Annotated in this window: 23 protein-coding genes and 1 pseudogene; 21 read left to right on the forward strand and 3 right to left on the reverse strand. The window is 54.4% G+C overall.

The genetic code is table 11. From position 1 onward, the window contains the following. Window positions 1–23 precede the first annotated feature (23 nt). From steA to PUT07_RS10870, 3 genes are read left to right on the forward strand one after another with little or no spacing between them, the layout of a single operon-like run. Window positions 24–1,259 carry a putative cytokinetic ring protein SteA gene (gene steA, locus PUT07_RS10860; protein ID WP_274467980.1) on the forward strand — a complete coding sequence of 412 codons (1,236 nt, stop codon included), beginning with the start codon at window positions 24–26 and terminating at the stop codon, window positions 1,257–1,259. After that, entirely contained in the window at window positions 1,256–1,987 is a 732-nt protein-coding gene (locus PUT07_RS10865) for a glycosyltransferase family 2 protein (RefSeq protein ID WP_274467981.1), read from the forward strand. Before steA ends, PUT07_RS10865 begins: the two co-directional genes overlap by 4 nt. Next, window positions 1,957–2,820 (forward strand): hypothetical protein, encoded by an 864-nt coding sequence (locus PUT07_RS10870; RefSeq protein WP_274467983.1) that lies wholly within the window; start codon window positions 1,957–1,959, stop codon window positions 2,818–2,820. Before PUT07_RS10865 ends, PUT07_RS10870 begins: the two co-directional genes overlap by 31 nt. 14 nt (window positions 2,821–2,834) lie before the next feature. Here PUT07_RS10870 and PUT07_RS10875 read toward each other — a convergent pair whose 3' ends face one another. Then, window positions 2,835–3,092: a DUF2627 domain-containing protein gene (locus tag PUT07_RS10875; RefSeq protein WP_274467984.1), complete on the reverse strand. Its 258-nt coding sequence runs from the start codon at window positions 3,090–3,092 to the stop codon at window positions 2,835–2,837. Window positions 3,093–3,270: 178 nt separating this feature from the next. Here PUT07_RS10875 and lpdA point away from each other — a divergent pair, with 178 nt between their 5' ends. The 4 genes from lpdA to PUT07_RS10895 all read left to right on the forward strand — a co-directional run bounded on the left by lpdA (window position 3,271) and on the right by PUT07_RS10895 (window position 8,253). Continuing rightward, window positions 3,271–4,695, forward strand: a complete 1,425-nt coding sequence (gene lpdA, locus PUT07_RS10880) for a dihydrolipoyl dehydrogenase (RefSeq protein ID WP_274467985.1) — start codon at window positions 3,271–3,273, stop codon at window positions 4,693–4,695. 109 nt (window positions 4,696–4,804) lie between these two features. Then, on the forward strand, window positions 4,805–5,815 hold the full coding sequence (locus PUT07_RS10885) for a thiamine pyrophosphate-dependent dehydrogenase E1 component subunit alpha (RefSeq protein WP_274467986.1): 1,011 nt from the start codon (window positions 4,805–4,807) through the stop codon (window positions 5,813–5,815). Between the two features lie 2 nt (window positions 5,816–5,817). Continuing rightward, on the forward strand, window positions 5,818–6,798 hold the full coding sequence (locus PUT07_RS10890; protein ID WP_274467987.1) for an alpha-ketoacid dehydrogenase subunit beta: 981 nt from the start codon (window positions 5,818–5,820) through the stop codon (window positions 6,796–6,798). A 69-nt stretch (window positions 6,799–6,867) separates the two neighbouring features. Further along, window positions 6,868–8,253, forward strand: coding sequence for a dihydrolipoamide acetyltransferase family protein (locus tag PUT07_RS10895; RefSeq protein WP_274467989.1), 1,386 nt, complete (start codon window positions 6,868–6,870; stop codon window positions 8,251–8,253). 1 nt (window position 8,254) lies between these two features. On the opposite strand, the gene prli42 is transcribed toward PUT07_RS10895, so the two are convergent. After that, window positions 8,255–8,359 (reverse strand): stressosome-associated protein Prli42, encoded by a 105-nt coding sequence (prli42, locus tag PUT07_RS10900; RefSeq protein WP_274467990.1) that lies wholly within the window; start codon window positions 8,357–8,359, stop codon window positions 8,255–8,257. A gap of 72 nt (window positions 8,360–8,431) precedes the next feature. Here prli42 and PUT07_RS10905 point away from each other — a divergent pair, with 72 nt between their 5' ends. Together PUT07_RS10905 and PUT07_RS10910 are read left to right on the forward strand one after the other, a co-directional pair. Further along, window positions 8,432–9,562 (forward strand): M20/M25/M40 family metallo-hydrolase, encoded by a 1,131-nt coding sequence (locus PUT07_RS10905; RefSeq protein ID WP_274467992.1) that lies wholly within the window; start codon window positions 8,432–8,434, stop codon window positions 9,560–9,562. Window positions 9,563–9,681: 119 nt separating this feature from the next. Beyond that, the gene (locus PUT07_RS10910; protein WP_274467994.1) at window positions 9,682–10,800 is read left to right on the forward strand and encodes a DUF3866 family protein; all 1,119 of its coding nucleotides are present in this window, start codon (window positions 9,682–9,684) and stop codon (window positions 10,798–10,800) included. A 34-nt stretch (window positions 10,801–10,834) separates the two neighbouring features. On the opposite strand, the pseudogene mciZ reads toward PUT07_RS10910, so the two are convergent. Further along, window positions 10,835–10,900 (reverse strand): annotated as a pseudogene (gene mciZ, locus PUT07_RS35605) (Z-ring formation inhibitor MciZ); the annotation flags it as partial. A gap of 97 nt (window positions 10,901–10,997) precedes the next feature. Here mciZ and PUT07_RS10915 point away from each other — a divergent pair. From PUT07_RS10915 to PUT07_RS10970, 12 genes are all read left to right on the forward strand, one after another. Next, window positions 10,998–11,552 (forward strand): NUDIX hydrolase, encoded by a 555-nt coding sequence (locus PUT07_RS10915; protein WP_274467995.1) that lies wholly within the window; start codon window positions 10,998–11,000, stop codon window positions 11,550–11,552. Further along, window positions 11,552–12,730 (forward strand): endonuclease Q family protein, encoded by a 1,179-nt coding sequence (locus tag PUT07_RS10920; RefSeq protein ID WP_274467996.1) that lies wholly within the window; start codon window positions 11,552–11,554, stop codon window positions 12,728–12,730. The genes PUT07_RS10915 and PUT07_RS10920 overlap by 1 nt, the downstream gene beginning before the upstream one ends. 62 nt (window positions 12,731–12,792) lie before the next feature. After that, on the forward strand, window positions 12,793–13,434 hold the full coding sequence (gene spoIIM / locus PUT07_RS10925; RefSeq protein WP_274467997.1) for a stage II sporulation protein M: 642 nt from the start codon (window positions 12,793–12,795) through the stop codon (window positions 13,432–13,434). A gap of 105 nt (window positions 13,435–13,539) precedes the next feature. Then, window positions 13,540–14,025, forward strand: coding sequence for a ferric iron uptake transcriptional regulator (gene fur, locus PUT07_RS10930; protein ID WP_274467999.1), 486 nt, complete (start codon window positions 13,540–13,542; stop codon window positions 14,023–14,025). A 168-nt stretch (window positions 14,026–14,193) separates the two neighbouring features. After that, the gene (ald, locus tag PUT07_RS10935; RefSeq protein WP_274468000.1) at window positions 14,194–15,321 is read left to right on the forward strand and encodes an alanine dehydrogenase; all 1,128 of its coding nucleotides are present in this window, start codon (window positions 14,194–14,196) and stop codon (window positions 15,319–15,321) included. An 84-nt stretch (window positions 15,322–15,405) separates the two neighbouring features. Continuing rightward, window positions 15,406–15,618, forward strand: coding sequence for a DUF4227 family protein (locus tag PUT07_RS10940; protein ID WP_274468001.1), 213 nt, complete (start codon window positions 15,406–15,408; stop codon window positions 15,616–15,618). Between the two features lie 79 nt (window positions 15,619–15,697). Continuing rightward, window positions 15,698–16,594: a site-specific tyrosine recombinase XerD gene (gene xerD / locus PUT07_RS10945; RefSeq protein ID WP_274469288.1), complete on the forward strand. Its 897-nt coding sequence runs from the start codon at window positions 15,698–15,700 to the stop codon at window positions 16,592–16,594. 110 nt (window positions 16,595–16,704) lie between these two features. Continuing rightward, complete coding sequence (gene deoB / locus PUT07_RS10950) at window positions 16,705–17,877, forward strand: phosphopentomutase (protein WP_274468002.1); 1,173 nt, start codon at window positions 16,705–16,707, stop codon at window positions 17,875–17,877. A 20-nt stretch (window positions 17,878–17,897) separates the two neighbouring features. Beyond that, entirely contained in the window at window positions 17,898–18,725 is an 828-nt protein-coding gene (locus PUT07_RS10955; protein WP_274468004.1) for a purine-nucleoside phosphorylase, read from the forward strand. 19 nt (window positions 18,726–18,744) lie between these two features. Further along, window positions 18,745–19,599, forward strand: a complete 855-nt coding sequence (locus PUT07_RS10960) for a purine-nucleoside phosphorylase (protein ID WP_274468005.1) — start codon at window positions 18,745–18,747, stop codon at window positions 19,597–19,599. 147 nt (window positions 19,600–19,746) lie between these two features. Further along, a complete protein-coding gene (locus tag PUT07_RS10965) occupies window positions 19,747–20,184 on the forward strand; it encodes a flagellar protein (protein ID WP_274468007.1) in 438 nt (145 codons plus the stop codon). Between the two features lie 178 nt (window positions 20,185–20,362). Then, entirely contained in the window at window positions 20,363–20,746 is a 384-nt protein-coding gene (locus PUT07_RS10970; RefSeq protein WP_274468008.1) for a cupredoxin domain-containing protein, read from the forward strand. Window positions 20,747–20,792 lie beyond the last annotated feature (46 nt).

A 20,792-nucleotide genomic window follows, 5' to 3' on the forward strand; every position in this document is an offset into this window, starting at 1 on the left:
AATATAACCTCAATGCTTGCCATATGCGCTGCAAAATATACATACATTCCCATCCGTGCGGACAAAATAAATCCATCCATAGTCGAAAGGAAAGTCGGTGTCCTATTTTGAACTGGTCGTCGCTGTCATTGTTTTCTTCCAAAGCGTTGCCGCTCTGCAAGGGAAAGATTAGCAGGGGCGAGGTGACCAAAGTATTGCTCCGCGATTTGCCGCCCGGCCGGATCGTCGTTCTCCGGCATCGTGATCTCGATGAAGTGATTGCCCAAGAGCTGATCGATCAGAAAGTGAAAGCGGTCGTCAACTGTCAAGAAACGATGAGCGGCGCCTTCCCCACACACGGTCCCCTCATGCTGCTGCAGCAGCATATTCCGGTGTGGGAAGCGGACGGTGAAGCGTTCGAAGCTTTTACGCCGGAAGCGGAAATCGAGATCTATGAGGATCGTATTCTCGTTGAGGGTCGTGTCATCCCGTGCAGCGCATTTACGCGTGAGAAGTGGATCGGCTTACAGCAGCTTGCCAATGAACAGGCGGCCAAGCTGATGGAGCAATTTATTGCGAATACGCTTAACTATGCGATGCGCGAGAAGGACGCCGTCATGAAACCGCTGCCGCACCTATGCCTGGAGACGAATCTCGAGGGCAGGCATGTGCTGATTGTGTCGAGGGGGAAAGGTTACAAGAAAGACTTGCAGGCGGCGAAAGCCTATATTACGGAAATGAGCCCCATTCTGATCGGGGTGGATGGCGGCGCCGACGCGCTTCTGGACTGCGGCTACCGCCCGGATCTCATTATCGGGGATATGGACAGCGTGACGGACCGGGCTCTCGCCTGCGGCGCCGAGCTGGTGGTGCACGCCTATCCGGATGGAACGGCGCCCGGCTTGCAGCGGACGAATGCTTTGGGGCTGACGGCGCACATTCTGCCCTGCTTCGGAACGAGCGAGGACGCGGCGCTTCTGTTAGCTTACGAGAAACAGGGGGAAGTGCTGGTCACAGTCGGGGCGCGTACGCATATGATCGATTTCCTGGAGAAAGGAAGAGCCGGCATGGGAAGCACATTGCTCGTTCGGATGAAGCTCGGAGCGCGGCTGGTGGATATCAAAAGCATCGGCATTCTGTATAAGCCGCGCAGATGGACCAAAGAGGCGCTTGTCACGATGCTGCTCTCACTCTTCTTCATCGGCTTGGGGCTGCTCCAGCTGCATTGGATCTTGAAGCGGGCTGCCCACGTCGTATGGAAGCTTGGAGGTGAAGGATGAGACCTTATGTATCCATCATCATCCCTGCGTGGAATGAGGCGAAGACGATCGAGACGACGCTGCGCGATCTCCAGGAGCAGTCGTCCCGCTTGACGAACCGGCGCGTGACGTTTGAAATCGTCGTCGTGGACGATGGCAGCAGCGACAGTACATATGACATTGCTTGGCCGTGGGTGGATAAGCTGATCCGCCACGAGCGGCGCAGCGGCAAAGGCGCGGCGATGCAATCCGGCGCCGGCGCGGCGGGAGGCGAGCTGCTGCTCTTCCTGGACGCCGACCTGCAGTCGACGGCGGGGGAAGCTCTTGCGCTCATCGAGCCGCTGCTGCGGCGCGAGGCGGATATGGCGATAGCGAAGCTGCCGCCATCCCGCACCAAGGGAGGCTTCGGCTTGGTGAAGGGCTTGGCCCGCCGCGGCATTCGCCTGCTCAGCGGCTATGAGACCGAAGCTCCCTTGTCCGGACAGCGCGCGGTGCGCGCGGAACGGCTGCGGGAGCTAGGCGAGCTTCGCCGCGGCTTCGGCGTGGAAGTCGCGATGACGATCGATGCGGTGCGGCACGGCCTGCGCATCGTGGAGCTGGACGTGCCGGTCACGCACCGGGAAACGGGGCGGAACTGGCACGGTTTCATGCACCGCGGCAAGCAGTTCGCCGCGGTCGGCTTGACGCTGCTCTCCCGCTGGAAGGAGCGGAAGCCGGTATGGGTATCGTCGGATCGCTCCTCGATCTGATCATATTGGCGGCAGCGGGCAGGTGGCTGCTGCCGCACGTCGTGCGGTTCTTGCAAGGGCATGGCCAGGTAGAGAGCAATTATACCGGCCATACGGTCCCGCGCGGGCTAGGGGTGTTCTTGTGGCTGCTTCTGTGGCTGCATCAGTTGACTATCCAGCTGACGTCGTTCGCAGCCGGCCGGGAGCTGGAGGCCAACCGGCACGTGTTCGCTTTCGCGGCTACGCTGGTGTTCCTGTTGGGCTGGACAGACGATCTCATAGGCCATAAAGAGGTCAAAGGGCTGAGAGGACATTTCCGGTATTGGAAGGAATCGAAAACGGTTTCGATGGGCGCAGTCAAGGCCCTTGGCATCGCGTCGGCTGCAGCTTGGCTCGTCATTTCCGTCCATAACAAACAAACCCCGCACTTATGGGTGGGGGGACAGATCGTCATGGTGATGCTCATGACGAATGCTCTGAATTTGCTGGACGTGCGCCCCGGCCGTTCTTTGAAGGTGTTCTTCGCCGGCATCGCGGCGGTCGGACTGCTCGGCTTCGCGATTGCTCGCCATCTGCCCGTTGACGGCCTGCAGCCGCTTGGGCCGATCGTGCTCGGAGCCGCCTTCTTGTATGGGACGGATGTTCGGGGAAGAGGCATGCTCGGCGATGCCGGAGCGAACCTGCTCGGTTTCACCCTCGGATATGCCGTTCTGATGTGCCTCCCATGGGGGCTTCAGCTGTTCATTACGGCGGTACTCGGCTATGTGCATCGGCAAGCCGAGGTGAGTTCCCTCACCTTGCTCATCGAGCGGAACCGCTTCTTACATTGGCTGGATCGTCTAGGCCGGACTTGAACAACAGGTCCGGTCTATTTGCGCCGTTTGGCTTTAAAACGGGGCGCGAGATAATTCCGCTTGCGGTCACGGAAGAACGTCCAGCCGCCAATGAACGCGACGCCTAATAGAAAGAGAATTAGTCCGAGCATGAATTTGCCCCAGAGCATGTGACCGTCGGGATCGAATTGTGCGAAAAAAGCGTCTTTCATGGCGAGAAAACCGTAGGTTGCCGTCAAACCGGGAATGACGAGTAGAAGAATAGCGATAAATCGGTAAAAAGGTGCTTTCATAGCTGCTTAACTGCTCCTAACATTATCAATCTCAGATCTTTTCTATCATCATAACCGGAAACGGCAAACCTGTCTAATTCACAAATAGGACTATGATTTCCCATCCAAAAAAGGGTAATATAGTAGAGACTAACGTTACATATAAGGTTACTTAGAGTTCATAGGGAGGAATTACATAATGAGTGAACATAGATATGATGTCGTAGTCTTAGGCGGGGGCATCGGCGGATACACGGCTGCGATCCGGGCTGCACAGTTGGGGAAAACAGTCGCTGTCGTTGAACGGGATAAGCTGGGCGGCACCTGCTTGCATCAAGGGTGCATTCCGAGCAAATCGCTGCTGCGCAGCGCAGAAGTATATGCAACGATGAAGAAAAGCGAAGACTACGGGATCGTGGCAGGCTCGCTCGAGCTCAAGTTCGACAGCGTGTTAGCCCGCAAACAGCGCATCGTCGATCAACTGCATCAAGGGCTGCAGTTCCTGATGAAGAAAAATAAAATTACCGTTCATTACGGCAACGGCCGCATTATCGGTCCTTCGATTTTCTCGCCGCGCAGCGGAGCGGTTTCGGTCGAGAAGGAAGACGGCGAGATCGAGATGCTGCTGTCCGCCAATCTGATTATTGCAACCGGCTCGAGACCGCGCACCTTGCCGGGGCTTGAAATTGACGGCACCCATATTATGACTAGCGAAGATGCGCTCCGGATGGAGGAACTGCCCAAATCGGTTATCATTGTCGGGGGCGGCGTGATCGGTGTGGAGTGGGCTTCTATGCTGCGCGATTTCGGCGTGGAGGTGACGATCGTCGAGCTCGACAAGCGGTTGGTGAGTATGGAGGACGGCGATATTTCGAAGGAGCTCGAGCGCTTGTTCAAGAAGCGGGGCATTAACCTGGTGACCGGCGCGAAAGTGATTCCCGAGTCTGTGAAGGCAGCGGACGGATCCGTTACTTTGCAAGCGGACAAGCAGGGGGAAATCGTTACGCTGCAGGCGGCCAAAGTGTTGGTTTCCGTTGGCCGCCTCGCCAATGTCGAGGGGATCGGGCTTGAGAATACCGACGTGAAAGTGGAAAAGGGCGTCATTCGCGTGAATTCCCACATGCAGACGACGGAGTCTCATATCTATGCCGTAGGCGATGTGATCGGCGGGTTGATGCTGGCGCATATGGCCGGGCATGAGGGAATTGCGGCTGCGGAACATATCGCCGGTTTGACGCCGCATGAGCTTAAGCCGCATCTCGTGGCGAAATGTACGTATACGCGTCCGGAAATCGCCAGCGTAGGCTACACGGAGCAGCAGGCGGCCGAGCTCGGCCGTCAAGTCAAGGTCGGCAAATTCAGCTTCAAGGCGATCGGGAAAGCGCTGGTATACGGGGACACCGACGGTTTCGTGAAAGTGATTGCGGATCGTGAAACGAACGACATTCTCGGTGTTCATATGATTGGGCCGCATGTGACGAATTCGATTACGGAAGCGGCGCTTGCGCAAATGCTGAATGCCACGCCTTGGGAAGTCGGACAAACGATTCACCCGCATCCGACGCTGTCCGAGGCCCTAGGAGAAGCGATGCTGGCCGTCGACGGAATTGCGATCAGCGGATAAAAAATTGTATTCATAACCATTTGCGTTTATAATAAGCTTATAGAGTCAAGTATTAGGACCAGGTAATAAAACTTGCGAACTTAAAACTATTTTGAAGGAGGCAACCTCCATGTCCATTGGTCAGCTTTATAAGCACAGAACTTTAGGGTTATCCGACGAAGTTGTCATTCGTATGTATAGAATCATGTGTCTTGCAGCGAAATATGATGAACGGGCTTTCATGCTGCAGCGTGCGGGCAAAATTCCGTTTCACGTTTCCGGGATGGGCCAATATGCCGGTCAGGTCGGCATGGCTTTCGCCATGGAACCGAAGAAGGATTATTTTCTGCCTTATTACCGCGACTATGCGTTCGTTCTTGCGGTCGGCATGACCGTGAAGGATCTGATGCTCGCCGTTTTCTGCAAAGCGGAGGACGTTAACAGCGGCGGCAGACAGATGGCCGGCCACTTCGGCGATAAGAAGAATCATATCGTCACAGGGTCTTCACCTGTTACGACGCAAGTGCCGCATGCGGCGGGAATTGCGCTGGCCGCCAAGATGAAGAAACAGGACATCGTGACGTATGTGTCCTTCGGCGAAGGCTCCAGCAATCAGGGGGATTTCCATGAGGGCTGCAACTTCGCGGGCGTACATAAATTACCTGTCATTTTCGTTTGTGAGAACAATCAATACGCCATTTCCGTTCCGCTGCACAAGCAGGTTGCCGGCAAAATTTCGGACCGCGCATTGGGCTACGGCTTCCCAGGCATTCAAGTCGACGGCAGCGATGCGCTTGAGATGTACCGGGTGACGAAGGAAGCCAGAGACAGAGCACTTCGCGGCGAGGGGCCGACGCTGATCGAGATGATGTCCTATCGTCTCATGCCGCACTCCACTTCCGATGACGACATGCTGTACCGGACGCGCGAGGAAGTGGAAGAGAACCGTCAGAAGGACGGTATTGTGAAGTTCAAAGAATATTTGATGGAATGCGGCTTGTGGAGCGAGGAGCAGGACGCTCAACTGCTGGATGAACTGAAGCAAGAGATTAATGAAGCTACCAAATATGCGGATGCGGCGCCATATCCGAAGCCGGAAGATACGCTTCGTCACGTATACGCAGAAGGAGTTGACCAATAATTATGGCAGTCATTACTTATTTGGAAGCCATCCGCTCTGCGATGCAGGAAGAAATGCAAGGCGATGACAACGTCTTCGTCCTCGGCGAGGATGTCGGCAAAGGTGGCGTCTTGAACACCACCAAGGGCCTCCGCGATCTCTTCGGAGAGGATCGCGTATTGGATACGCCGCTCGCGGAGTCCGCGATTGTCGGCGTCGCGATCGGCGCGGCGATGTACGGCATGAAGCCGGTCGCCGAAATTCAGTTCGCCGATTTCATCTTCCCGGCAACGAACCAAATCTTAAGCGAAGCGGCCAAGATCCGCTATCGTTCCAATAACGACTGGAGCTGCCCGATCGTCATCCGCGCACCTTATGGGGCGACCGGCGCAGGCGCCTTGTACCATTCCCAGTGTCCGGAATCGGTGTTCTTCGGCACGCCGGGTCTCAAAATCGTGGCGCCTTCCAATCCTTACGATGCGAAGGGGCTGCTCAAAGCGGCCATCCGCGATGCGGATCCCGTGCTGTTCTTCGAGCACAAGAAGGCTTATCTTGCGCTGTCCGCGGATGTCCCGGAAGAGGATTACATCGTGCCGATCGGCAAAGCCGATGTGAAGCGTCAAGGCACGGACATTACGGTCATCGCCTACGGCATGGTCGTCAACTTCGCGCTGCAAGCCGCTGAAGAGCTAGCGAAGGAAGGCATTTCGGCTCACGTGCTCGATCTGCGTTCCCTGCAGCCGCTGGACAAAGAAGCGATTCTCGAAGCGGCGAAGAAAACGGGCAAAGTGCTTATCGCCCATGAAGATAACAAAACGGGCGGCGTCGGCGCTGAAGTGTCCGCCATCATCGCGGAAGAACTGCTGTTCGAACTGGATGCGCCAATCGCCCGATTATGCGGACCGGACGCACCGGCCGTGGGCAGTAACCCTCCGATGGAGAAGTTCTTCCTGCTCAATAGCGACAAGCTGAAGGAAGCTATGCGCCAGCTTGCTATGTTTTAACAGTCCATCATTCCTTTGGTCTAATTTCATGCCATTGATCATTTCCTGAACTTAGGAGGTATACTACCCATGAATCAAGCGAACGGTCGGTTAACCGAAGTGACAGTTCCGCATTTGGCGGAGAGTCTCGTCTCGGCTACAGTCGGCAAATGGCTTAAGAAGCCGGGCGATTATATTGAACAATACGATGTGTTGTGTGAACTCTTCACAGAGAAAGTAAATACGGAGATGCCTTCCCCCATTGAAGGCAGATTGGTGAAAATCATTGTCGGCGACGGGGAAACGGCAGCTGTCGGTGAAGCGATTTGCTTGATCGAGGAGTCGGCGGGCAGCGCCGGCGCTTCCACGCATCAAGCGGTTGAAGCCGAGAGCTATGCGGAAGGTGCTGCGGCGGAGAGCGTGGATCAGAGCATGCGCGGACGCTATTCGCCTGCCGTCCAACGGCTTGCCCAGGAGAATCAGGTCGACTTGACGCGCGTCGCCGGCACCGGACTTGGCGGAAGAATTACGCGCAAGGACGTTGAGCAGTACATCGCGGGCGGCGGCAGAACGTCTGCGCCGACGCAAGCTGCTCCGGCTCCGGCAGCACCAGCTGTACCGGCAGCTGAACAAAGGCAGCCGGCTGCTATGCAAGCCGGGTCCGCTCCCATCGCTGACGTTCAGCCGGCTAATCTGCCGGTTCGCAGCTCCGGCATTCATCTGTCGGCCAACCCGCAGACACCGCTGATCGAAGCGGAGGGTTACTCGATGGATGCACGCAACGAGCATTTCATTGACGTGACGCCAATCCGTAACGCCATTGCGTCGAAAATGCGCCAAAGCGTGACGGAAATTCCGCACGCTTGGACAATGATTGAAGTCGACGTCACGAATCTCGTCGTGCTGCGGAATAAAGTGAAAGACGAGTTCATGCGCCGCGAAGGCATTAACTTGACGTACTTGGCGTTCATGCTGAAAGCTGTCGTCAACGCGATCAAGGATTACCCGATCATCAACTCCGTCTGGGCTGTCGACAAAATTATCGTGAAGCGCGATATCAACATTTCGTTGTCCGTAGGTACGGAAGATTCGGTGCTGACACCGGTTATCAAGAAAGCGGATCAGAAAAATATCGCCGGCCTGGCAAGAGAAATCGACGAACTGACGAAGAAGACGCGCGCCGGGAAACTATCTTTGAACGATATGGTCGGCGGCACCTTCACGGTAAATAATACAGGCTCCTTCGGTTCGATTCTGTCTTATCCGATCATTAACTACCCGCAAGCAGCCATTGTGACCTTCGAATCGATTGTGAAGAAGCCTGTCGTTATTCAAGATATGATTGCTGTACGTTCCATGGTGAACCTGTGCCTGTCGCTTGATCACCGGATTCTCGACGGCGTCATCTGCGGCAGATTCCTGCAGAGGGTCAAAGAAAACTTGGAAAGCTACAACGCGGATACAAAAATTTATTAATTTACGAATCAAAAAATAACCCGGCTGTAAACAATACGCTTGAAAGCAGCATGGTGATCAGCATAACGTAAATGACGACTTTGAACCAACGTCTATTTTGCAGCATGTGAAGTCACTCCTTATCGTGAAAGCTTGTACTGTTTTATTGTAACCCATAGTGAGCATCGGAGGAAAGTACATGATTCAGCAGAACCGTTTAGTGGAAGAATTCATCTCGCTTGTGAAGGTAGATAGCGAAACTCGCAATGAGCAGCAAATTTGCGCCGTCTTGAAGGACAAATTCGGCTCCTTGGGCTTATCGGTTTTCGAGGATGATTCGAAGGAAAGAAGCGGCCACGGAGCGGGCAATTTGATCTGCACGCTGGAAGCGACGGACAGCAATGCCGCGATTCCGACGATTTTTTTTACATCCCACATGGATACGGTAGCACCGGGCCAAGGCATTAAGCCGCAAATCGGCGAAGACGGTTATATCCGCAGTGACGGCACGACGATTCTAGGCAGCGACGACAAAGCGGGGATTGCCGCGATGCTCGAAGGCATTCGCGTGCTGAAGGAGCAACATATTCCGCACGGCCGCATTCAGTTCGTGATCACGGCAGGCGAAGAGAACGGTTTGAAGGGTGCGCGTGCGATGAATCGCGAGCTGATGGAAGCGAAGTTCGGCTTCGCCCTTGATTCCAACGGTGCCATCGGCGACATTGCTGTGGCTGCACCGGGCCGCGCGGAAATTGAAATCATTTTCGTCGGGAAATCGGCGCATGCCGGCGTCAACCCGGAAGATGGCATCTCTGCCATCCAGGTCGCTTCCAAAGCCGTTGCGCGCATGTCGCTCGGCCGCATTGACAGCGAAACGACTGCGAACATCGGCAGCTTCGCCGGTACGGGCCCGCTGAACGTCGTATGCGATCGCGTCGTCATGAATGCGGAAGCCCGCAGCATCGTACAGCATAAGCTGGAAGCGCAAATTGCCGCGATGAAAGAGGCTTGTGAAGCGGCGGCGGCGGAAGCCGGCACAACGTGCGAATTTAAAGCCGAGATCGCTTACGCGTCCTTCATGCACGACGATTCCGCACCGATCGTCCAGTTGACGGCCCGCGCGATGTCAACGCTCGGTTTGACGGCACGGACGTTCCATTCCGGCGGCGGCAGCGATGCGAACATTTTTAACGGCATGGGCATTCCGACGGTGAATTTGGCTGTCGGCTACCATGAGATTCACACGACCAAAGAGCATATCGCCATCAGTGATATGGTCAAAACGGCGGAGCTGGTCGTAGCGCTTGTGAAGGAATCTGCAAAGGTATAACGAGATGAACCGATTGGTCTATGCTGCGCACTGCAGCGGACTGGTCGGTTTTTTTGCATGTAATGCGGCCGCTTGTCATAGGCTTCGTATGAGATTGCAATTAACGGGGGATACAGACCATGCTCATGCGGGAGAAGGGAATCGTTACGGACATTGTAACGGAGAGAGAGGGACTGCAGATCGTAAGTGTCCTCATGCAGCGCAGCGGCGTGGAGCAGCAGGCGGTTCATTATACGGAAGGTTCACCTTTGCTGCGTGTCGGTGACACGGTCGAGTTAAATGTGACGGCCGAGGAGCTGGGTTTAGGTTCGGGGGGCTATCATCTCGTGATGTCGGTCATGAATAACGCGGAACAGCTGCCTGCGGATAGCGCGTTGCCTGCTCGCGGACATATCGTGAAACTCAAATACACCCCGTTCCAGCGGAGTGTGCTCGCTGTCGAAGAGGCGTGCAGCCCGTATCATGCGATTTTTCAAAAAGAGGTGAGCCTGGAGAGCATGCCCGTCCTGCTGGGGGAACTGCACAGCATGCTGCCTGTGGCGATGTGCTGGCTGCGGTACCGCGAGCGGCAGGACAATCGCCAAGCGGCGCGTACGGCTTATGTGATGACGGACGGAGGCGCACTGCCTCTGGCTTGGAGCACACATGTGGCGCTGCTGGAACGTATGGGCTGGCTGGCGAGCACGATTACATACGGCCAAGCGTACGGGGGAAAACTGGAAGCGGTTAACAAATTCAGTGCCTTAATTAGCGCGAAACACGTCGTCCATGCCGATCTCGCGCTCGTCACGATGGGTCCCGGCATCGTCGGTACAGGGACGCGCTACGGTTATTCCGGAATCGAAATCGGGGAACTCGTGAATGCCGTGCATGCGCTCGGGGGAATTCCGATTGTTATTCCGCGTCTTTCCTTTGCCGACCGGCGTTCCCGTCATGTCGGACTCTCGCACCATACGCTGACTGCGCTGCAGCTCGCCGCTGCTTGTCCTGCCGCAGTGCCTCTGCCGCTGCTAGAAGGGGAGCAGGCTGACGTGATCGGCCGGCAAGCGCAACAACTGGAGCGTCATCTCGTCAAGATGATGCCTGCGGCTGCAGGCTCGGAGATAGCCGGTGCATTGAGCGATTATCCCCAGCCCATCACCTCGATGGGAAGGGGATTATTTGAGGACCCGGCGTATTTCCAAGGGATTTGCGCGGCTGTTGATTATGCGCTCCGGCTGCATAGTCCATCAGGGTAGTGGTGTGTCCGCCCTGCTGCAGCATGAGCTGAAGCTGGCGTTTGATTTCCCAAGCCTTGCCTACAAGGCGGATTTGTCGTTCGGTGACATAGCTTTTCATCGTCTCATTCCTCTTTCCCAATCAAAATTTGATATAATGATCGATATGCGAAAGTAGGACAAGTTATTCCCCATTTTGAAAGGATGAAAACACGCGTATGACAGCATATAAAAAATTTGAAGAAATCACGATTGAAACTCAACCCATCTTCAAGGGACGAATCATCTCCCTGCAAGTGGACACGGTCAAACTGCCGAATGGCGAAACGGCTACAAGAGAAATCGTCAAGCATCCGGGGGCGGTAGCCGTTATTCCGCTGCTGGGGGATACGATGATCGTCGTGGAACAATACCGCAAGCCGCTCGAGAAGAGCCAGGTCGAAATTCCTGCCGGCAAGCTGGATGCAGGCGAGGAGCCGCTGAAGGCGGCCCTCCGCGAGCTGGAGGAGGAGACCGGCTACCGGACGGACAATATCAAGCTGGTCAGCTCGTTCTATACGTCTCCCGGTTTTGCCGATGAAATCATTCATATGTATATCGCCGAGGATTTGGTGAAAGGCAGCGCGAATCCCGATGAAGATGAGTTCCTGGAATGCGAAGCGATTACGCTGGAGCAAGCTCAGCAGTATATAAGAGACGGGCGCATCAGCGACGCCAAGACGATCATGGCCGTATACGCGTGGCAGTTGTACCGGTTAACGGGGCAAATCTAATGAATGCTTATTATGTAGATCTGCATATTCATATCGGGCGTACCGACAAGGGGAAGGCTGTGAAAATTTCCGCAGCCAATAATTTGACGTTTTTCAATATTGCCCATGAAGCGGCTGTCCGCAAAGGAATGGAGATCATCGGCATTATCGACTGCCAGTCTCCTGCGGTGCAGGACGATATTAAGACGTATCTTGACAGCGGGGAGATGACGGAGCAGGAAGGCGGCGGGATCCGCTACCGGGATACGACGATAATGCTGGGGAGCGAAATCGAGGTGCGGGATCCGGGCATGGGGGCGGCGCATTTGCTCGCATACCTGCCTGATCTCACTACGATGCAGGACTTTACACAGTGGATGAAGCGGCATATGAAAAATGTGGAGCTAAGCTCACAGCGCATTTACGTGCCTGCGCGGGTGCTTCAGGAGGAGGTGCTCGGCAGAGGCGGGATTCTCATTCCGGCGCATATCTTTACACCTCACAAGAGCGTTTATGGCAGCGCCACGACCCGGATGGAACATTTGCTCGATCTGCAAGGCGTCGCTGCCGTAGAGCTGGGCTTGAGCTCGGATTCCGAGATGGCGGGATGCATTTCGGAGCTTGATCCTTTCACATTCGTCACGAACTCCGACGCCCACTCATTGGGCAAGATAGGACGCGAATACAATAAAATGCTGCTCGAGGCCCCTACTTACGAGGAGCTTGTCAAGGCGCTCTTGCGTCAGGAAGGCCGGGGGGTCGCTGCGAACTACGGATTGAATCCCCGTCTCGGCAAGTATCACCGCACGTATTGCTCCCTCTGTGAAGCCGTGCTGGACGAGCAGAACGGCACCGTAGAGCGCTGCGGAGATTGCGGCAGCAACAAAATCGTCAGAGGCGTGATGGACCGGATTCTGTCATTGGCCGACCGGGAAGAGCCGTATTTGCCGCCTTACCGGCCGCCTTACCATTTTCAAGTGCCCATGGAATTCATTCCGGGTCTTGGCCCCAAGAAGCTCAATCAGCTGCTGCAGCGGTTCGGGACGGAGATGGATGTGCTGCACCGCGCGACGCTGGAGGAGCTGGAGCAAGTCGTCGGTGAAGAGATAGCAGGCTATCTTACCCAGGCGCGAGAAGGCACGCTATCGCTGGAAGTTGGAGGCGGCGGCAAATACGGCAAAGTGAAAAATCGTTCATAGATTCCTATTTTCGCTCATAAGCTTATCTTTGTAGAGGTTGTACACAGGAAGGAGCTGCGAGAGTGAATAGGAACCAGTCGATGAAACAATATATGAAGGACAATTTGCCGCTATTTATATTCGTCTCCGTGCTTTTCATCATTGGCGTTGTGTTCGGCGCCGTGATGGTGAACGCTCTTTCTTTGGAACAAAAGCAAGAAATGACGCGACACTTGGGCAGCTTCTTTCAAGAGATCAACGATGGTGCGGAGTTTGACAGCAGACAATCGTTCGTTCAATCCTTCGGCATGCATATGAAGTGGATTCTGCTTATCTGGCTGTTCGGACTGTCGGTCATCGGTCTGCCGCTCATTCTCGTGCTCGATTTCCTGAAAGGTGTGCTGATCGGCTTCACGGTCGGTTATCTGGTCGGCCAAATGTCCTGGAAAGGGATGCTGTTCGCGCTCGTTTCCGTCGCTCCGCAAAATTTGATCGTCATTCCGGCCATTCTGTTCTGCTCGGTGGCAGCGATGTCGTTCTCCATCTATATGATCAAGAATCGCTTCATGAGCCGTAACGGCAATATGTACCAACCCTTCATGCGGTACACGTCGCTCACGCTGTTAATGGGCATGCTGATGCTCGGAGCCGCGCTGTGGGAGGGTTATATGTCCCAACTGATGATGAAATGGGTCACGCCGATGCTGGCTCCGCTCTATGGTTGAGTTGTATAGCAGGTTTTCTGTTTGACTTTGTCCGCAAGCTCCCCCTATAATGAAAAGAGTGGCTAAAATTGGGCTTGGATGCCCACCTTTCTGAGGGGGAGGCATATGGAAGCAAGGATTGAGAAAATTAAGCAGCAGCTGCAATCCCAAGGGTACAAGCTTACCCCCCAACGGGAAGCGACTGTGCGTGTACTTTTAGAAAATGAACAAGATCATCTTAGCGCCGAGGATGTCTTCATGCTCGTCAAAGATAAAGCTCCGGAGATCGGTCTGGCAACCGTGTACCGTACCTTAGAGCTGCTCAGCGAGCTGCATGTCCTGGAGAAAATGAATTTTGGCGACGGGGTCGCGCGTTACGATTTGCGGGACGACAGCACGCGTCATCATCATCACCATTTAATTTGTGTCCAGTGCGGGACTGTGGACGAAATTATGGAAGATTGGCTCGGTCCTTTGGAAGAAAGACTGGACAAAGATTTTCATTTCCAAGTGCTGGATCATCGGCTTGATTTTCAAGGTATTTGCTATCGCTGCAACGAGCGGGGAAAACCGGACTCATTGGACAAATCCAAAATAACAGCATCGGAATAGATACTGTTCATACACAGAAAATGCCTGTATGCACCTCGCGTGCGTACAGGCATTTTGTTGTTGCTGACATATACTGGTATCAGAATTGATCATGTGTTTTTTCACATATTCGGACTGGAAGCTTGGGAACATTATGATTAATGCTGATTAGAAAGAGGGTTGACGCGAATGACTGCTAAAGTTGTAATCGGCGTCCCGAAGGAAATCAAAAATAATGAAAACCGCGTCGCTCTAACGCCGGGCGGAGCGAGCATGCTTCTGCTTGCCGGGCATCAGGTGCTGGTTGAAGCGGGTGCCGGCGCCGGAAGCGGCTTCGGCGATGACGATTACGCGCGTGAGGGCGCGCTTATCGTCCCTGATGCAGCTGAGGTGTGGGCACGCAGCGATATGATTATGAAGGTGAAGGAGCCGCTTCCCGCCGAGTACGGATATTTCCGCGAAGATCAGCTGCTCTTCACGTATTTGCATTTGGCGGCTGCTGGGGATTTGGCTGACCATCTGCTCAGCAAGAAGGTGACGGCAGTCGCCTATGAAACGATCCAGCTCCCTAACGGGTCGCTGCCGCTTTTGACGCCGATGAGCGAGGTGGCCGGCCGCATGTCGGTTCAGATCGGCGCCCATTTCTTGGAGAAATTCTACGGCGGGCGCGGTATCCTGCTGGGCGGCGTACCGGGCGTACCGCCGGCGAACGTGGTCATTCTAGGCGGAGGCATCGTCGGCACGAACGCGGCGAAGATGGCGCTCGGCCTTGGCGCGAGCGTCGTCATTATCGAGCGGAGCGCGGACCGGATGCGGGCTTTGGACGATATATTCGGAGGCCGGCTGAATACGTTGATGTCGAATCCCTTCAACATCGCCAGTGCCGTGCAGAAGGCGGATCTCCTCATTGGCGCCGTTCTCATTCCTGGGGCGAGAGCTCCGCGGCTGGTGACGGAAGCGATGGTCCAAGCGATGAAGCCCGGCGCCGTCATCGTCGATGTCGCTGTGGATCAAGGGGGCTCGATCGAAACGATCGACCGCGTGACGACACACAGCGACCCGACGTATGAGAAGCATGGCGTCGTGCACTATGCAGTCGCCAACATGCCTGGCGCCGTTCCGCGAACGTCCACGCTGGCGCTGACCAATGTTACGCTCCCGTATGCCTTGGAGCTGGCGAACAAAGGATTGATCGAGGCCGTAACGGCCAATTATGCGCTGCAGCTCGGCGTCAATACGTACAAAGGCAGCGTGACGCATCCGGCCGTCGCCGAAGCGCTGGGACTGCCGTATGTGAAGTTGTCCGAATTGTCATAATCGGGGCCTGTTCCTCATATCCTGTCCTAAACAATGGATAGAAATGGGGGATGGCCTATAATCTTTTCGTACCGTAAGCTGCTTGTGAGACTGCGCTTTATCCTGATGTTCATGGCGCTGACCGTCGTCATTTATCAAGTCATGCTCGTGCTTTCCAGCTGGATCGAACCTGTGAACCGGTACCGCACGCCGACGGGAAATTCCGTCAAGGTTTTCGGCCAGCATGAGCATGCTACGGCTCCGGAATCCGGTCCAATGAGCGACAGGCTGCGATTATTTTATTGGTATGGCGAATAATAGAGGAGATTGTCAGCCTACCGTTGAATGCTATCCATATCAAGATATGGCATGATAACGAAGGAGTTTACTAGGCATGATGATGGTTGACCTGCAATCCTTCATTCGATTTCTATCCGCCCATCGGGGACTTTCTAAGAATACGCTGGAATCTTATGAAAGGGATCTGCAGCAGTTTATGGAGTATTTGGGACAGCATGGTATTATGGCCTGGAGAGAAGCCGGCAAGACGCATATCGCCGGCTTCATGGCCCAGCTCAAGGGGCTTGGCCGTGCATCGGCAACCATTTCGCGTCATTTAGTTTCCATTCGCGCCTTTTTTCAGTATATGGTCAAAGAACGGCTGCTGGACACAGACCCTTCCGTCTATGTGGAGGCTCCCAAATTGGAGAAGAAGCTGCCGAAGGTGCTTTCCGTGGAAGAGGTGGGGAAGCTGCTGGATGCCCCCCAGCCGGAGCAAGTCAGCGGCGTTCGCGACAAAGCGATGCTGGAGCTGCTCTATGCTACCGGCATTCGCGTGTCCGAGCTGATATCGCTGAATGTGAGCGACGTTCATTTGCAGCTCGGCTTTATTCGTTGCATTGGCAAAGGGGATAAAGAACGCAACATTCCGCTGAGTTCCATCGCGATCCGCTGCCTGACGGCTTATATTCAGAAGGACCGCAAGAAGCTGTTGAAGAAAACGGCGGACGAAGAAGCTTTGTTTATCGGACATCTCGGCACACGGATGACGCGGCAAGGCTTTTGGAAAATTTTGAAGCGGTACGCCAGCGAGCTGAACATTGCCGGAGACATCACGCCGCATGCGCTGAGGCATTCATTCGCGGCTCATTTGATTGAGAATGGTGCGGATTTGCGGTCCGTTCAGGAAATGCTGGGGCATGCCGATATTTCGTCCACTCAATTATACGTGCAGGTCACGAAGCTCAAAATGAAGGAAGTTTACAATCGCGCTCATCCCAGAGCGAATATGTAAGTCGAAACAGCGGCATTCTCCGTAAAGAGAGGCTGCTGTTTTGCATTCATACAATGGAAATGCGATAATGAAGGGTGGAACAAATTGTGTATACATTTGGAGGGACAAGCGTGCGATTTGAACGAATTGGTTTAATCGTTTTGGATAGCGTCGGCATCGGCGAGTTACCGGATGCCAATCAATTTGGCGATACAGGCAGCCATACGCTTGGCCATATCGCAGAGCGGGTCAGCGGATTCTCGCTGCCGAACTTGCAGCGTATGGGCTTGGGCAGCATTGCAGAGATCAAGGGCATCCCGGCTGCGGATGCGCCGGAAGCATACTACGGCAAGATGGCCGAAGTGTCGGTCGGCAAAGATACGATGACCGGGCATTGGGAGTTAATGGGACTTCGGATATCCACACCGTTTAACGTATTCCCGGAAGGATTTCCGGCCGAGCTTATCACGCAATTCGAACAGGAAACAGGCCGCAAGGTCATCGGCAACAAGCCCGCTTCAGGTACGGAGATTCTGGACGAGCTTGGCGAAGAACAGATGAAGACGGGCGCATGGATCGTCTATACGTCCGCGGACAGTGTATTCCAGCTCGCCGCGCACGAGGATGTCATTCCGCTGGAGGAGCTGTACCGGGCGTGTGAGATTGCCAGACGGTTGACGCAAGGACCGTATGCCGTCGGCCGGGTTATTGCAAGACCGTATGTCGGCGAGCCGGGCGCTTTCAAGCGGACGCCGAATCGCCACGATTATGCGGTGAAGCCGCCTGAGCCGACGGTGATGAATCATCTGCAGGAGGCCGGCTACGATGTGATCGCGATCGGGAAGATCAACGATATCTTCGACGGGGAAGGCGTGACGAAGACGACATCCACCAAGAGCAACCTCGACGGCATCTTGAAGACGATTGAGACGCTGGGTACGCCGTTCAAAGGGCTGGCGTTCACGAATCTGGTGGATTTCGACTCCTTGTACGGACACCGCAGGGATCCGGAAGGCTATGGCCGTGCGCTGCAGGAGTTCGACAGCTATGTGCCGCAGCTTAAGGAGAAGCTGGGACCGAACGATCTGTTGATCCTGACGGCGGATCACGGCAACGATCCGATTCATCCGGGCACGGACCATACACGCGAGTATGTGCCGATTCTGCTGTACAGCCCGAGCTTCACTGCACCGGTTTCGCTGGGCATCCGCAGCACGTTCGCCGATCTTGGCGCAACCATTGCCGAGAATTTCGGCGTGAAGCAGACGGGACAGGGCGAGAGCTTTCTGCATCTTCTAAAATAATGCTTGGGAGGAATACACCTATGTCAGAAGCGTCCATCATTCAAAAGATTCAAGAGGCAGCTGATTTTATTGCCAAAGAAACGAACATTCAACCTCAAATCGGACTCATACTGGGTTCGGGTCTCGGAGTGCTCGCCGATCTCATTGAGCAGCCGATCGTCGTAGATTATTCGCGCATTCCCCATTTCCCGGTATCAACCGTGGAAGGTCACGCGGGGGAGCTCGTCGTAGGTACGATACAAGGCAAGCAAGTGCTGGTCATGAAAGGCCGGTTCCACGCTTACGAAGGATACGGGGCTGAGACGGTTTCCTTTCCTGTGCGCGTCATGAAGCAGTTAGGCGTAGAAACGCTGATCGTCACGAATGCGGCGGGCGGCATTAACGAGAACTATCAAGTCGGCGATCTGATGGTGATCAGCGATCACTTGAATCTGACGTACCGCAATCCGCTGATCGGACCGAACGATTCGGCGCTGGGCGTACGCTTCCCGGATATGTCGGAAGCTTACAGCAAGCGGCTGCGCAAATTGGCGCACGAGGTTGCGGCTTCCCAGGATTTCAAACTGCAAGAAGGCGTCTATGTCGGTCTGCTGGGGCCCAATTACGAAACGCCGGCTGAAATTCGTATGTTCCGTACTCTCGGCGGCGATGCGGTCGGTATGTCCACAGTGCCTGAAGTTATCGTTGCCCGTCACGCCGGGATTGAAGTGTTAGGTTTCTCCTGCATCTCCAATATGGCGTCCGGGATTCTGGATCAGCCGCTGTCCCATGCGGAAGTGATGGAGACGACGGAGAAAGTGAAGCCGAAATTCCTGAAGCTGGTGCTCGGCATTATCGCGGCTATTTAATATAGAAGAGGAGATCAACATGGAATTGACTTACATACAGAAAATTAATGAGGCGGCTGCCTTCATCAAGTCCCGGTTAGGAAGCGCTGCGCCGGTGATCGGCCTCGTTCTGGGCTCCGGCCTTGGCGATATGGCGAATCAGGTGGAGAACCCGGTTGCGATCGATTACAGCGAGGTGCCGCATTTCCCGATTTCTACGGTGGAAGGGCACGAAGGCCGCTTCGTGGCAGGTACGCTCGAAGGCAAGCAAGTGATCGTGATGCAGGGACGTTTCCACTATTATGAAGGCTACGATATGAAAAAGGTTGTATTCCCCGTTTATGTCATGAAGGCTATCGGCGTGCAAACGGTCGTGATGACGAACGCGGCGGGCGGTATGAACCGCAGCTTCCAAGCTGGCGATCTCATGGTCATCAGCGATCATCTGAATATGACCGGCGACAACCCGCTGATCGGTCCGAACCACAGCGAGCTGGGCGTTCGGTTCCCGGATATGTCTGAGGCGTATAACCGTGAATACCGTGCGCTGGCGCATAAGCTGGCCGAATCCGTCAAAGGCGAAGACGGTGTGGCGCTGAAGCTGCAAGAGGGCGTTTATGCCGGCATTACAGGTCCGACGTACTGCACGCCTGCCGAGCTGACGATGCTTGCCCGTGTCGGCGGAGATGCCATCGGCATGTCCACCGTAGGCGAAGTGATCGCCGCGCGCCACGCCGGACTGAAAGTGCTCGGTATTTCCTGTATTACCGATATGGCGATCGGCGAAGAGCTGGAGCCGCTCACACATGAGCAGGTGGTTGCCGTGGCGAACCGGACGAAGCCGAAATTTATCGCGCTGGTCAAAGCATTCGTACGTGAAGTTCAGTTGGGGTAATGGAGTCCCGGTTTTAATTGAAATTTAATGTAAAACGGGATTCTTTAGACCTATTCATCAATGCGAAGTCATGCTAGAATATAGTTAATAAGAACTATATTCGAAGGTATCCAATCGTGAGATACCTCTTCTGGGGTGTGATCGAGCATGTCAGTCCAACAATTAATGGTCGCTAACTGTCCGCGCTGCGGTAAAGTGTTTCAGAAAAATTTGCGAAATCAATGCTCGGACTGCAGCCGCAGCGTAGACGGACTGCTGCAGAGCTGTCATGATTACTTGCACAGAAATCATCGTTCCACGAATGCAGAGTTAATGGCCGCCACAGGCGTAAGCCGCGAGATGATGCTGGCGTGGATGAAAGAGGGCAAGCTGCTCCTTTCGGATTATCCGAATTTGAATTATCCCTGCGCCTCCTGTTCGAAATCAATCCGGCAGGGGAAGCTGTGTGCAGACTGTGCCTACCGGATCACCCGCGACATCAAAGAGCTGCAAGCCAAAGACCAGGCGCTCCAGCCGTTGCGGAGAGACAAACCGGGAATATCCGCCGGAGGTTTTCAAATTCGGGAACGATTGAGCGGTGTGTAATTTACGCCGGAGTGGGCAATAGTAAGACTAATATCCTCCGTTAAGGGGGATGTTTTTACGAAGGCTCATTCACAATTCCGACACAAAATATTCAAAGATTTGCCACTAAACATGTATGGGATTGTCTCGAGATGTTAGGTAGAATAGATGAAGTGAACACAATATGAGGGGGATATGCATGCAAAAGTGGATTTTCTTTGTGTTATTTATACTTGCGGGCGCATTGGGGCTGGGAGTCCTCTTTCAAGATATCTCTGAACGCCAAGAGGCCAAAGCAGCAGAAGCAGCCGGAAGCAAGATGCAACAGCTTAAAATCGTCGCTTCCAACTGGCAATTCGACGCAGCCGATTACACGATCAAAAGCGGTCAAGCTACGAAAGTTTCCTTGTCTTTAAAAGAGGGCGTTCACGCGATTGAAATCAAAGGATTGGATATCAAGCTGGACAAAGAAAACCCGTCCAAAGAAATTACTTTCGACAAACCGGGAACTTATGAGATTGATTGCATCCTTCCTTGCGGTGAAGGCCACGCCAAAATGAAATCAAAATTGGTTATTCAATAACAAGAAAAAGTGAAGAATAGTTCGAAGGGGGCTCAGGCAGCTCCCT

The sequence above is a fragment of the Paenibacillus sp. MAHUQ-63 genome, assembly GCF_028765165.1.
Taxonomy (GTDB): Bacteria; Bacillota; Bacilli; order Paenibacillales; family NBRC-103111; genus Paenibacillus_E.

Coding starts and splice junctions, on each gene's coding strand:
- steA (WP_274467980.1), top strand. CDS start 24: ATGCGCTGCAAAATATACATACATTCCCATCCGTGCGGACAAAATAAA.
- PUT07_RS10865 (WP_274467981.1), top strand. CDS start 1,256: ATGAGACCTTATGTATCCATCATCATCCCTGCGTGGAATGAGGCGAAG.
- PUT07_RS10870 (WP_274467983.1), top strand. CDS start 1,957: ATGGGTATCGTCGGATCGCTCCTCGATCTGATCATATTGGCGGCAGCG.
- PUT07_RS10875 (WP_274467984.1), bottom strand. CDS start 3,092: ATGAAAGCACCTTTTTACCGATTTATCGCTATTCTTCTACTCGTCATT.
- lpdA (WP_274467985.1), top strand. CDS start 3,271: ATGAGTGAACATAGATATGATGTCGTAGTCTTAGGCGGGGGCATCGGC.
- PUT07_RS10885 (WP_274467986.1), top strand. CDS start 4,805: ATGTCCATTGGTCAGCTTTATAAGCACAGAACTTTAGGGTTATCCGAC.
- PUT07_RS10890 (WP_274467987.1), top strand. CDS start 5,818: ATGGCAGTCATTACTTATTTGGAAGCCATCCGCTCTGCGATGCAGGAA.
- PUT07_RS10895 (WP_274467989.1), top strand. CDS start 6,868: ATGAATCAAGCGAACGGTCGGTTAACCGAAGTGACAGTTCCGCATTTG.
- prli42 (WP_274467990.1), bottom strand. CDS start 8,359: ATGCTGCAAAATAGACGTTGGTTCAAAGTCGTCATTTACGTTATGCTG.
- PUT07_RS10905 (WP_274467992.1), top strand. CDS start 8,432: ATGATTCAGCAGAACCGTTTAGTGGAAGAATTCATCTCGCTTGTGAAG.
- PUT07_RS10910 (WP_274467994.1), top strand. CDS start 9,682: ATGCTCATGCGGGAGAAGGGAATCGTTACGGACATTGTAACGGAGAGA.
- PUT07_RS10915 (WP_274467995.1), top strand. CDS start 10,998: ATGACAGCATATAAAAAATTTGAAGAAATCACGATTGAAACTCAACCC.
- PUT07_RS10920 (WP_274467996.1), top strand. CDS start 11,552: ATGAATGCTTATTATGTAGATCTGCATATTCATATCGGGCGTACCGAC.
- fur (WP_274467999.1), top strand. CDS start 13,540: ATGGAAGCAAGGATTGAGAAAATTAAGCAGCAGCTGCAATCCCAAGGG.
- ald (WP_274468000.1), top strand. CDS start 14,194: ATGACTGCTAAAGTTGTAATCGGCGTCCCGAAGGAAATCAAAAATAAT.
- xerD (WP_274469288.1), top strand. CDS start 15,698: ATGATGGTTGACCTGCAATCCTTCATTCGATTTCTATCCGCCCATCGG.
- PUT07_RS10955 (WP_274468004.1), top strand. CDS start 17,898: ATGTCAGAAGCGTCCATCATTCAAAAGATTCAAGAGGCAGCTGATTTT.
- PUT07_RS10960 (WP_274468005.1), top strand. CDS start 18,745: ATGGAATTGACTTACATACAGAAAATTAATGAGGCGGCTGCCTTCATC.
- PUT07_RS10965 (WP_274468007.1), top strand. CDS start 19,747: ATGTCAGTCCAACAATTAATGGTCGCTAACTGTCCGCGCTGCGGTAAA.
- PUT07_RS10970 (WP_274468008.1), top strand. CDS start 20,363: ATGCAAAAGTGGATTTTCTTTGTGTTATTTATACTTGCGGGCGCATTG.